The following is a 12,542-nucleotide window of genomic DNA, read 5'->3' as shown; positions in this document are numbered from 1 at the left end:
AGTGGTCGTTAGTTCATGTCGTTCATGATGGAATCGTCGCCATCCTTAAAGAGCATATAGGCTGCAAGAGTATCCTGGAACTTCGTGAGATCGGCGGGCATCCATTTCCCCGTATCTTTGTTCTTGGTAACCTCTACCTCGAAGGACTGCTGTCCCTCAACCTTGGCATTTGTTATCTCCTTAGCAAACAGCTCCATGCAGATGGCACCGAGCTTATCAAAGGAATTTGGATCATTCGGATCCAGTTTTTGGGCTTCTGCCTCCATACCCTGCATCATTCCGGCAAAGGCGGTCATAAAGCTGATGTAATCGGTTGTAACTTTAACCTTTGCGGAATTATCGGTTTTGGATACGAGCTCGGTCTTATACTTCAGAGATTTGAATTTCTCGTTCATTGCTTTCTGTGCGGCATCCATGGACTCCTTGTTTGCATCGATAGCCTTCCCAAGTTCCTGAACGAACTTGGCATCAATGCCTGCGGCGTCCTTATCTGAGAGTTTGAACTCTTTGGCAGCAGCGGCGTCACCATGTCCGACTGCCTCTGCGAGGTTCTTGACATCGACGTCCGGTTCGTTCCCGCCGCAGCCGGTGAGTGCGAGGCTAGAGAACAGAACGAGGCATAGTGCGAGCAAGAGCTTGCTCATCGTTGACATGTAGGTGTTCATCGTCGTTCCTCCTTTTCCTGAGAAAAACCAAAACCAATCCAATATCCCTTTTGGATATTCTTCAGAAAGTTCTCCTATATTTTATCACAGGCAGAGAAAAAACGTACTGTCATAAATAACAGGTTTTACAAAAATTTTTGAAAAAATATCTGTATTTTGGCACCAAGTAGAAAAGCAAAAAAACTCCCCCTATTCATGGGGGAGAGAAAGCGTGAATTGGTAAGAAAATACGTTCCGATGATACGCAAAATATCGGTACGTTTCTATATATCCCAATGCAGTTGTTCGGGATTCGGTGTTGCGCGGTCGATTTCGCGCAGAATCCACGGGGCGTTTTCATGTGTTGCGGCAAAGCCATCCGCAAGCTCCTGCGCATAGGCGGGTGGGATCTCCATCGCGTGAATCGCCATGTGCATATAGTCCTTTGCAATGAGAACGACGCCGCGCTCAGCGGCGAGATGTGCCTTGAAGCGATAGCCGTAGTAGAGATACGAGTTGTGCGGCACCGCCTCCGCAAGGCCGTCAAAGGCGGCAATGCGCTCATCTGCCTCCGCTTCCGCTTCCTCGGTCATGCGCAGCTTGTGCATGAGGTTCCAACGATCCGCCCAGAGCTCGCCGCGCAGGATGTACTTGTAGAGGAAATCCGTGGATTCGGCACATTCGATCGCCAGGTTGATGTGCTCAAGTGCTGCTTCCTGCGTTGCCTTGTCCGCCGCTTCGAGGGCACTCAGCCCCTGCATGGCATAGACTTTTTCCTCGACATCCTGTGCAAGCTCCTCGTTCGGCTCTGCGTCGACGACGCTCAGAAAGAGTTCCAAGGCTTCGGCATGGTACTCCTCGGTCTGTGCGAGGAAGTGGGCAAGGCGCGCGCGTGCGTGCCAGTCCTCCACACCGCCAGCAAAGAGTTCGTGCGGCGGGGCTGCCGCACCGAGGCGATCCAAAACAATGTGGATGAGTTCGTGAAAGTGTTCCTGTGTCATAGTTCTATCACCTGTTTCATACGGTCTAAAAGGGGAAGGTCATGCGTGATGACGATGAGCGTACCGTCGCGTGCGTCGAGTTCCTCCAGAATAGCAGCGATCAATCGCTGCCCGCGTGTGGCATCCAGCCCTGCCGTCGGCTCGTCAAGCAAGAGAATCTCTGCCTCGGCGGCAAGGGCAAGCGCGGTGAGCAGACGGCTGCGCTGTCCGCCCGAGAGCCGTACAGCATTTGCACCCAGAGGTTCATCCAGTCCCGCAGGAAGTGCCCGTATCACATCGGCAAGCTGTGCAGTCTCAAGTGCATGCCACATCCGCTTCTCATTCATATCCGCATGCAAACGCAGGAAGTTGTCGCGCGTCGATGTGCTGAAGAGATAACTTCCCTGCAGGGAGGCTCCAAAGAGGGCGCGTGATGTGTCTGCAGAAAGGGCGGTGTGCGATACTCCTCCATATGAGATTGTACCACTGTCAGGCTCCCAGAGGCGCAGGAGGAGGCTTGCAAGCGTCGTCTTGCCTGCACCGCTCTCACCGATGATCGCTGTGTGCTCCCCGCGCCGAATCGTACATGAGAAATTCCGCAGGATCGGAATGCCGTCATGGTAGGAAAAGGTAAGATGCTCTGCCGCAATCAGCGGGGCATCTGCAATAAAGACGGGGGAGGGGAACGACATTTTTTTTGCAGAGGAATTTTCCTGTGCGGAAAGAATCGTCTCAGCTGCCCGTGCAGCCTCCGCTGCGCCCAGACTTGCGGCGGGCAGGGGGCGGTACTCGCTGAGCACGGCTTCGAGGACAAGCACCCAGACAGCGTATTGTACACCCGTCAGCATTCTGTCTGCGACGCATGGCGTAAGCAGAACGATCAGTAGAATCCAGACCGCAACACGCAGAATATCAAGCAGGGTGAACAGCCGTTCACGCTTTGTGCGTTTGTCATCCTGCCTGCGCTGAAAATCCTCTGCTGCACGGTCGAGTTGCCCCTGCGCCCGAGTGAGTGTACCTGCCGCCGCGAGTTCAGTGCATCCGTCGAGGCGGTCGAGCAGAACCTCACGATAGGCGGTGCCCTCCGTGCGCAGATCTGCCTCGTGCAGGAGATGGGGGAGGGCGAGATGCAGAAAATAGAGAAATGCGATGAGCAGTGCGCCCCACAAGCTGAGCGGCAGGAGCGCTGTGCAGGTCACAGCGGTGAGCAGCCCCGCAATCAGTGGTTGTGGAACGGTGCGCAGGTAGAAGTCGCGTAGGGTCTCGCAGCCCGTGAGGAGATCGTGCAGAAATTCTCCCTCGCGGACATTGCCTTCCCGCAGGGGAATCACTGCAGCGGAGCGCCGATAGGTCGCCTGCTGCAAGTCCTCGTAACAGGCGAATGCAAGACGATGGGAGAGCAGACGGTCGAGATAGCGAAAGACCGCGCGACCGATGCCGCATGCACGTACCATTGTAATTGCAAGCGCAAGTGCGGACAGCGGCGGCTGCAGCGCCGCGCTCGCGATGATCCACGCAGCTGTACCGATGAGCGCAATACCTGAGGCTGCAGCGAGCACCCCCGCAAGGAGTGCGGGCAGTGCCTTCGATGGCGCTGCAATGGAGAGCAGACGAAAGAGTGCGGCTGTCATAGCTCCCCACCTCCCAATGTAATAACGTGCTCCGCCCATGCAATCAGTGCGGGACGATGTGATGTCAGAATCAGCGTGCGATGATGTGCGAATCGCGTCAACGCATCCATAACGAGCACCTCTGTTTGCCCGTCCAGACCTGCTGTCACCTCATCGAGGAGGACAATGGGGCGGTTTTGGAAAAACGCGCGTGCAAGACCAAGGCGGTGACGTTGGCCTGCTGAAAGGGGCTGCCCGCCCTGTCCGAGCGGTGTCCGAAGTCCCTCGGGCAGAGCGCGCAGGAAGTCTCCAAGTGCCGCTGCCTCAAGTGCCGCAGTGACGGCTTCGTCAGTGGCGTTTTCGAGCCACAGACTGACGTTCTCCGCGAGGGTTGCCGTAAAGATATGCGGTTCTTGCGGAACGTAGGTGATGAGATGCGTGCGTGTCGTCTCCGAGAGATGTGCAAGGTCAAAATTGTTCGCGTTGCCTGCGCCGTCCGCAAGGAGGATCTTTCCCTCGGTCGGCGTGATCTGCCCCGCGAGCAGGAGGAGCAGTGTCGACTTACCAATGCCGCTCGCCCCTGCAATCACCGTGGATTTTCCCGCAGGGAACGAGAGGGTTAACCCCGTAAGCACTTCCTCCTCGGTCAGTGGGTAGCGATAGGAGAGATGTTCCGTATGCACAGCGGGCGGCGAGAGGATCTGACTGCGTGCGCCGTCCGTGGAGGAAGGGAGATCCAGATAGGGGGTGAGCGCAGTCTCTGCCGTCTTTGCATCCATCGCTGCATGGAATGCGATGCCGCCCTCGCGCAGCGGCTGATAGAACAGCGGCGCAAGGATGAGCACAAAGAACGCCGGCTGGAAGGACATCATTCCTTCCAGCAGACGCAGACCGATGGAGACGGCAATGAGTGCAATCGAGAGGGTGGTAATCAGCTCAAGTGCGAATGCGGAGACAAAGGCAAGCCGCAGAACGGAGAGGGATGCCTCGGCAAAGCTGTGGCTCATACGCGCGAGATGAGCACCCTCGGTATCGATGCGGCGAAAGATCTTGAGCGTCATTGCCGCACGCACGAGTTCGCCGAATCCGTCCGTGAGCGACTGCATCTTGTCCCACTGCCGTTCACTCGCACGGCGTGTCGCTTTTCCGATGAGGAAAAGCAGGAACGGCGCAATCGGCAGCGTCACGAGGAAGAGGAGCGCCGAGAGTGGGTCTGCAAACGCTGTGACAATGAGAATCAGCGGGATCAGCACCGCACCCGCAATCATTGTGGGCAGTACCGTGTGGAAGAACGGATCGAGTGCGTCGACGCGCTCCAGTGTTAGCGTCAGTGCGCCCGCGGAGCCGCGCCCCTGCAGAAGCATCGCCTTGTGCAGCGAGGTACGCGCAGACAGGCGAAGACGATGGGAGAGCTGCGCTTCAATGCGAGACTTCGGGAGGCGCAGGAGAGCCATCGATAGGACGCACAAAAACAGCATCAGAAGATCTGATGCTGTTTCGGTAGGTCCGCCGTGCTCCATGAATACCGCATTCACGATGATGGAAGTCTTCCACGCCGCTGTGACAACCAGACCTCCGTGGAGGAGTTCAATCGCCGTGCGTACGAGGAGGATGTTTCGCTGTGTATGCAGTGCAGAGCGTAAAATGGACTTCTTTTTTTTCATATGTGTCAGTACGCCTGATGTCCTGTATCATTTGGAGAGATACGCTTGCGGAAGATGTAGTACGTCCAGATCTGGTAGCCGAGGACCACGGGAACGAGAATGCCCGCCGCAATCGTCATGATGGAGAGCGTGTACTGCGTCGAGGACGCATTGTAGATCGTGAGACTCCATCCGGGGTTGAGGCTTGAGACCATGAGCCGCGGGAAGAGCCCGGCGAAGAAGCCGACCGTTGTACCGACGATGGCAAGGCCGCCGAGTACGAATGCGGGCAGCTGTGCTCCCTTATACATTGCACCGAGACCCGCAACAAATGCTGCCGCCGAGAAGACGAGTGCGCCGGCTGCAAGCGGGCTGGCATAGAGATCCGTCTCCGTGTATGTGAGCACCATGCAGAGCACATAGAGAAGTGCTGCAGCGACGCCGAACTTCAGACCAAGCACGCGGGCACGGTCGAGGAGGTAGGTGCTCGTGAGGCGCAGGCGCAGGAACGCCGCGCCATGGAAAGCAAAGACTGCGACGAAGGTCAGACCGCCAACCACTGTGTATGGTGTCAGGAGATCAAAGAAATTTCCCTGATAGACCATATTCGAGCCAATGGGCAGACCCGCGATCAGATTTGTGACAGCAACCCCCCAAAGGAATGCGGGGACGATACTGCCAAAGGCAATCGCATACGACCAGCGGCGCTGCCACGCATCATCCGAACGCTGATGGCGGAACTCGAATGCGACACCGCGCAGGATGAGCGCAACCAGCATGAGGAAGAGTGCGAGATAGAACGTGCTGAACATCGTTGCATAGACGTGCGGGAATGCCGCGAAGGTCGCGCCGCCCGCCGTAATCATCCAGACCTCATTGCCGTCCCAGACGGGGCCGATGGCACGAATCACCTGGGAGCGGTCTTCCTCTCTGTTTGAGAGAAGCGTGAGAAGTGTGCCGACACCGTAGTCGAATCCCTCCAGGAAGAAGAATCCCGTGAAGAGAACGACGATGAGCACAAACCAGAGAATATTGTAGTCCATTCTTACTTCCCTCCTTCGATGGCAGGTGTGATCTGCGTGCGGCGGATGAAGCGGAAGGCGAGGTAGAGTGCCGTGATCAGGAGCAGCAGATAGACCACCGTAAACCCGATCATTGTAATCATGATCTCAGCAGAGGTGAGATTCGGTGAGACACCGTTCACCGTCTTTTGAAGTCCGACGACCAGCCACGGCTGACGTCCCATCTCCGCCACGATCCAGCCGCAGGAGTTTGCGATAAAGGGAACGACGACCAGCCACGGGAGGGCGTAGAGCAGCTTCTTTGCCGTAAACAGCTTGTCCTTTTTCGCGAGGTAAAATACGACGAGCGAGACGAGTACCATGAAGAAGCCGGCTCCGACCATTGCACGGAAGGAGTAAAAGAGCATCGTTACATGCGGGCGGTAGTCGCCGGGACCGAATTTCTCGACGGCCTCCTTCTGGAGGTCGTTGATGCCGCGCACCTCTCCCTTGATGTTGTCATGCACCATGATGGTGAACATATAGGGAATCGTGATCTCGAAATCGTTGTGCCCCTTCTCCATGTTCGGATAGGCGAGAACGGCGAACGGAGCAGGATCCTCCGTATCCCAGAGTGCCTCCATCGCTGCGAGCTTCATCGGGCTTGCCTGTGCGAGGTACTGCGTGTGGAAATGTCCGCTCATAATGACACCGACGACACCGACGATTGTGTAGATCGCACCCGCCTTGATCGCCTGTGTGAATGCGTAGCGCGACTCCTCATCGTGGAGCAGTTTCCAAGCAGAGACTGCCATGACGACAAAGCCTGCCGTTGTGATGCCCGCAAAGAGGGTGTGTGACTGCTCGCCGACGATATAGTGGTTGGTTACAAGTTCAAAGAAACTTGCCATTTCTGCACGTCCGTTTGCAATTGTGTAGCCAACGGGGTGCTGCATGAACGAGTTCGCAACGAGAATCCAGAATGCCGACAGGTTGCTGCCGATGGCGACAAGCCAGATGCAGGCGCAATGCGCTTTTTCAGACAGCTTGTCCCAACCGAACATCCAGATGCCGAGGAACGTCGACTCAAGGAAGAACGCCGTGAGTGCCTCGAGTGCGAGCGGTGCGCCGAAGATATCGCCCATGAAACGCGAATACTCCGACCAGTTCATGCCAAACTGGAATTCTTGCACCAGACCTGTGACAACACCCATCGCAAAGTTGATGAGAAACAGCGTGCCAAAGAAATGCAGTAGCTTTCGGCAGGTCTTTTTCCATTCCGGTCTTTTCGTCTTTACGTAGCACGTCTCAAGCAGGGCGACGAAGATCGCCATGCCGAGGGTGACGGGGACGAAGAGAAAGTGATAGATGGTGGTGATTGCAAACTGCCATCGTGACAGCAGCACTTCTTCCATTTCCAAACCCCTCCTAAATAAAATACCTATGATGACAATAACACCGACTTTTGCGCGCTTTCTGCAACAAAAGACTCTGATTTGGTGAATTATATCATAGGTTAAAATGAAATACAAGTTAGATGAATATTTTTACTTATTTAGGAATAAATATTTGTTAATCTCATTTTCGAAGCGCGTTCACAATAAGAAAGATAAGCAGGAGAACAAGCGCACCGCCGACAAATGAATAGGGGAGAATCGCAGCATCAAGTGCGGTGAAGACACCTGCGGACGCCAATGTGAAGGTGAGGAGGAAGAGCGTGCTCAGCAGACGGTTTTGCTTGGCGCGTGCACGTGCAGCGTTGCAGGTGTCCCAGAGGGTGACGAGACTCGGAAGCCCCTCGCTGTCGAGTGTGATGTCTGGGGTGAAGTTCGTGGAGTGTCCCTGATTGCGGAGTGCCTGCGCCTCGAAGTAGGCGGCGTCCTCGGGTGACATCAGCGGCTCGATCTCGCTTGCGGATTCATCACCGTTCGGCCCGCGCAGGAGTTCCTCGTGCAGTGGATCGTGCGGTGTCTCATCCGGAGCATCGGTGACCGGCTTTTCGTAGGAGGATGGGCAGCCGATGCTGATGTCTGCCGCACGCATGGCGGCTTGATCCGACATAGGATCGCCGACCATCGCGACGACGGAGCCGCGCGATTGGAGAAGACGGATCTCACGTGCCTTGTCTGCGTCTGTGAGATCGGAGCGCACCTCGCTGATCTTCAGTTCTTTGCCCGTTGCGTTCGCGAGACGTTTTGTCTCACCTGTGAGGAGGATGAGGGACAGCCCGCGCTCCTTGAGTGACTGCAGGGCACGCCGCACCTCGGCACGTATGTCGTCACGGACGGCGATGATGCCGCGTGCGTACTTGCTCGAACTGACGAAGAGCGGTGTCTGACCGCTCGTGGCGAGCTGATCGGCACGCGTGAGGAGAGCCGCGCTGATTTCAATATTTTCCTCCTGCAGCCACTCTTTTTTTCCTACTCGCACAGGCGTGCGTGCAATCAGCGCCTCGACACCGAAGCTCTCCGTCTCACGTGCGGCAGAGTGTCGCTGCAGATGGAGACCGCGCTGTACGGCGGTATCGTAGAGAGCGTGCGCGTAGGGGTGTGCCGCTTCGCGCTCAGCACTGGCGGCGAGTGCCAACAGCGAGCCCTGTGTCATGCCCTCGGGCACGAGGGCGGAGATGAAGACGTTGCCCTCGGTGAGTGTGCCGTTGCGGTTGAACGCAATCGTGTCGACATGCAGCAGCTCCGTCAGCGCTCCCACGCGGCTGCACACGATGGCGGAGTCACGCAGACGGCGTTTGATGCGCAGTGCAATGAGCAGGCGTGAGACAATAAAGGGGAGCGGCGAAGCGGCGAGAAAGACCCCGAGAAAAATTTCAGATGCCGCTTCGATTGTGATGCCGCCCGCGATGTACCAGTATCCTGCGGCTCCCGCCGCAAGGACGACGCTTGCGATAAAATGAAAGAACGAAGAAAACATTTTTTTCAAGGACGTTCAGCTCCTGCCCTATAGATGTTACAGGGGCATTATAGCATAGGTATGGGGATGTGACAAATAAGATATAGTAGAAGAAAAGAATTCTTTGTGCTATATTTATTTATAGAAATGACAAAATGAGGTGGGATATGGAGCTATTGCACGAGGTTTTTTCCATTTTTTCAGAACGCAGTGCGTTCTTTGTACAGCTTTTGGTTGAGCATCTGTGGATCTCGGGGGCAGCAATCGGCATCGCTGTCGTGCTCGGCGGAGCGGCGGGCATCCTCATTCATCGTTATGAGCGTGCGGCGGCACCGACGCTTGGCACGGTGAACTTCCTCTATACGATCCCGTCGATCTCGATGCTCGGTTTTTTGATTCCGTTTTTCGGCATCGGCAACCGCTCGGCGATCATTGCACTCACGATCTACGCACTCCTGCCGATGGTGCGCGCGACGCATACGGGGCTTGCGCAGATACAGCCCTCGCTTGTGGAGGCGGCAATCGGCATGGGCGGCTCGGCGTTTCATGTGCTGACGCGTGTTCAGATTCCGCTTGCGATGCCCGTCATCATGTCCGGGATTCGCAATATGGCGACGATGACGATTGCACTTGCCGGCATTGCGTCCTTTATCGGTGCGGGCGGTCTCGGTGTTGCCATCTATCGCGGCATCACGACGAACAACCCCGCGCTCACGATTGCGGGGAGCCTCCTGATCGCCGTGCTTGCGCTCGTGGTGGACGGCGCACTGGGGCAGGTCGAGGCATGGCTGAAACGCCCCGCACGCATCACAGGAAACGTACGCGCTGCCTATGCGGGGGCCGCTGCCGTACTGCTCATTGCCGTGAGCACTGTGACCTATGGCTTCTTCGGCAAGGCAGATGTCGTCCACATTGCGACCAAGCCGATGACGGAGCAGCTGATTATGGGCGAAATGCTTAAAATGGTCATCGAGCACGATACGGGGCTCGAGGCACGCATCACAGCGGGCGTCGGCGGCGGCACGTCGAACATCCACCCCGGGATGGAGAGCGGCGCGTTCGACATTTACCCGGAGTATACGGGAACGGGTTGGAACATGGTGCTCAAGGAGGAGTCAAAATACAGCGAGGAACTGTTTCCGCAGCTGTCCGAGGAATATGAGCGGCGTTTTGCGATGCGTTGGGTCGGGATGTACGGCTTTAACGATACGTTCGGCATCGCCGTGCGGCGTGAGATTGCGGAGCAGTATGATCTGCACACGTATTCTGACCTGCGCCGCGTCGCCCCTCAACTCGTCTTTGGTGCGGAGTACGATTTTTTTGAGCGCGCAGATGGGTATCCTGCGCTCTGCAAGGTGTACGGGCTGGATTTTGCCCGGACGGTCGACCTCGACATTGGGCTGAAATATCAGGCACTCGCGAACAAGCAAATTGACGTGATGATTGTGTTTACGACAGACGGACAGCTTGCGGCGGCGGATGCGCGTGTGCTAACGGATGATCGGAACTTTTTCCCATCCTACCGTTGCGGAAACGTTGTGCGTGCCGCGGTGTTGGAACGGCACCCGGAGCTTGTGCCGGTATTGGAGAAGCTGACGGACCGTATCACAGACGAGGAGATGGCGGCGATGAACTACGCTGTCGAGAGCGAGGGGAAGGAACCGCACGCGGTCGCGGAGGAATTTCTGCGCGGGAAGAGACTGCTTTGAAGCCGTGCCTGTGCACTCCACGCAAATGAGAGAGATTTCTTGAAATAAATTCCATCCGATGCTAGAATACAGAAGAGTAAAAATATTACGCAGGAGGAAGCGATATGGGCATAAATACGATAAAGGCGGAGCAGGACAAGGTGCTCCGTCTGATGGCAGAGAAGTACCCGACGAAGGAGATCGTCTACGAAAAAATCGTCTATCTGAAATCACAGCTCATGCTGCCGAAGGGCACGGAGCACTTCATGAGCGATCTGCATGGTGCATATGATTCGTTCTTTCACATCCTCAACAACTGCTCGGGTGTCATCAAGGAAAAGGTGGACTACTGCTTTGGCGAGCGCATGACGGAGGAGGAGAAGGCGGAGTTCTGCACGCTGATCTACTATCCGCGCGAGAAGGTGGAGCAGCTGACAGCAGAGGGCAAGGCGGACGCAATCTGGTATCAGCAGAACATTGCAAATCTGCTCGAACTGACCAAACTCATGAGCTGGAAATTCCCTGCAAGCAAGATGCGCAGCTACATTCCCAAACGCTACGAATCCGTCATCGTGGAGCTGCTCAGTACGCGCCCCGAGCTGGATGAGGCGCAGCTCTACTACTATAAACAACTGATTGAGACCATCGTGGAGATCGGCGGCGGCACGGACTTCATCGATGCGTTCAGCGTGCTCGTCAAGCGGCTCGCGGTCGAGCGCATCCATATCGTCGGCGACTTCTTCGATCGCGGCGACCGTCCCGACGGCATTCTCGACCTCCTCATGCAGCATCCGTCCGTTGACATCCAGTGGGGCAACCACGACGTACTCTGGATGGGCGCGGCACTCGGCAGCGAGGTCTGTATCGCGGCGGTCATCCGCAACTCGCTGCGCTACCGCAATACGGACGTGTTGGAACGCGGCTACGGCATCAGCCTGCGCCCGCTCTCGACGTTTGCCTCGCGCATCTATCCCGACGAGAACCCGATCAAGGCGGCAGAGCGTGCGATTTCGATGATGATGTTCAAACTCGAGGGGGCGCTCATCAAGCGCAATCCCAATTTTTGCATGGAGGACCGTCTGCTCCTCGACAAGATTGACTTCAGCCTATCCTGTGTCACACTGAACAATGGACGGCGCGTGGAACTCGATAGTGCCTACTTCCCGACGATTGACGACGGCGCAGACTGCTACGAACTGACGGAGGAGGAGCGGCACATCATCGACGATTTGCGCTCCTATTTCCTTGAGAGCAAGGCACTCCAACGTCATGTGGACTATCTCTACGAGCGCGGCAGCATGTATATGTGCTACAACGGCAACCTTCTGTTCCACGGCTGTGTCCCCATGAACGAGGACGGCAGCTTCCGCACCATTACATACAGGGGCGAGGAATACACGGGACGCGCATGGATGGACTTCTGTGAGGAAAAAGCGCGCGCGGCTTGGAACGAACACACGCAGGAAGGGCTGGACTTTATGTACTTCCTCTGGTGCGGGCTGCTCGCGCCGACCTCGGGACGCTCGTTCACAACGTTTGAGCGTTCCTTTATCTCCGACGAGTCTACGTGGAAAGAGCCGTCCGACCCGTATTTCCGCCTCATCAAGGAGGAGGAAATCTGCGAGAAAATCCTTGCGGAGTTCGGGCTTGACCCCAAGCACGGGCACATCATCAACGGGCACGTTCCTGTCAAGGTAAAGAAGGGGGAGAGTCCGCTGCGTGCGAATGGACGCGCGATCATCATCGACGGCGGTTTTGCGACGCCATACCATTCCAAGACGGGCATCTCGGGCTACACACTCATCTACAACTCGCGCGGGCTGCGTCTCCTCCAGCATCAGACGGTGGCGAATGTACGTGAGGCGCTGCGCGAGAACCGCGACATCGAGTCCGTCTCGCAGACCGTCGAACTGCAGGCACGCAGCTGCCTCGTACGCGACACAGATCGCGGCGCGGCGATCATGGACGAGATCGCTGACCTGCACGCCCTCCTGCGCGCGTATCAGACGGGGCATATCAAGCCGCAGTAAGGAATAAGAAAGCCGCACATCAAACGACAATGTGCGGGC

General features: G+C 56.6%; 9 protein-coding genes. 2 read left to right on the top strand and 7 right to left on the bottom strand.

What is annotated here, in order from left to right:
- Positions 1 to 8: 8 nt before the first annotated feature.
- From HMPREF9334_RS06390 to HMPREF9334_RS06360, 7 genes are all read right to left on the bottom strand, one after another.
- On the bottom strand, positions 9 to 665 hold the full coding sequence (locus tag HMPREF9334_RS06390) for a hypothetical protein (protein WP_006692662.1): 657 nt from the start codon (positions 663 to 665) through the stop codon (positions 9 to 11).
- A 263-nt stretch (positions 666 to 928) separates the two neighbouring features.
- Positions 929 to 1,645 (bottom strand): hypothetical protein, encoded by a 717-nt coding sequence (locus HMPREF9334_RS06385; protein WP_006692661.1) that lies wholly within the window; start codon positions 1,643 to 1,645, stop codon positions 929 to 931.
- Complete coding sequence (locus tag HMPREF9334_RS06380; protein ID WP_006692660.1) at positions 1,642 to 3,255, bottom strand: amino acid ABC transporter ATP-binding/permease protein; 1,614 nt, start codon at positions 3,253 to 3,255, stop codon at positions 1,642 to 1,644. Before HMPREF9334_RS06380 ends, HMPREF9334_RS06385 begins: the two co-directional genes overlap by 4 nt.
- The gene (gene cydD / locus HMPREF9334_RS06375; protein WP_006692659.1) at positions 3,252 to 4,898 is read right to left on the bottom strand and encodes a thiol reductant ABC exporter subunit CydD; all 1,647 of its coding nucleotides are present in this window, start codon (positions 4,896 to 4,898) and stop codon (positions 3,252 to 3,254) included. The genes HMPREF9334_RS06380 and cydD overlap by 4 nt, the downstream gene beginning before the upstream one ends.
- A gap of 5 nt (positions 4,899 to 4,903) precedes the next feature.
- Complete coding sequence (gene cydB / locus HMPREF9334_RS06370) at positions 4,904 to 5,920, bottom strand: cytochrome d ubiquinol oxidase subunit II (protein ID WP_006692658.1); 1,017 nt, start codon at positions 5,918 to 5,920, stop codon at positions 4,904 to 4,906.
- Positions 5,921 to 5,922: 2 nt separating this feature from the next.
- On the bottom strand, positions 5,923 to 7,293 hold the full coding sequence (locus HMPREF9334_RS06365; RefSeq protein ID WP_006692657.1) for a cytochrome ubiquinol oxidase subunit I: 1,371 nt from the start codon (positions 7,291 to 7,293) through the stop codon (positions 5,923 to 5,925).
- A 163-nt stretch (positions 7,294 to 7,456) separates the two neighbouring features.
- Positions 7,457 to 8,815 carry an HAD-IC family P-type ATPase gene (locus tag HMPREF9334_RS06360; protein WP_039957396.1) on the bottom strand — a complete coding sequence of 453 codons (1,359 nt, stop codon included), beginning with the start codon at positions 8,813 to 8,815 and terminating at the stop codon, positions 7,457 to 7,459.
- Between the two features lie 137 nt (positions 8,816 to 8,952).
- Between HMPREF9334_RS06360 and HMPREF9334_RS06355 the strand changes: the two genes are divergently transcribed.
- A complete protein-coding gene (locus HMPREF9334_RS06355; RefSeq protein WP_006692655.1) occupies positions 8,953 to 10,494 on the top strand; it encodes an ABC transporter permease/substrate-binding protein in 1,542 nt (513 codons plus the stop codon).
- A 104-nt stretch (positions 10,495 to 10,598) separates the two neighbouring features.
- The gene (locus tag HMPREF9334_RS06350) at positions 10,599 to 12,503 is read left to right on the top strand and encodes a fructose-bisphosphatase class III (protein ID WP_006692654.1); all 1,905 of its coding nucleotides are present in this window, start codon (positions 10,599 to 10,601) and stop codon (positions 12,501 to 12,503) included.
- The last annotated feature ends 39 nt before the right edge of the window (positions 12,504 to 12,542 follow it).

This window comes from Centipeda infelix ATCC 43532 (assembly GCF_000234095.1).
Lineage (GTDB): Bacteria > Bacillota > Negativicutes > Selenomonadales > Selenomonadaceae > Centipeda > Centipeda infelix.
The sequence above is the reverse complement of the archived record's forward strand: the minus strand, read 5'-3'. Positions and strand labels throughout refer to the sequence as shown.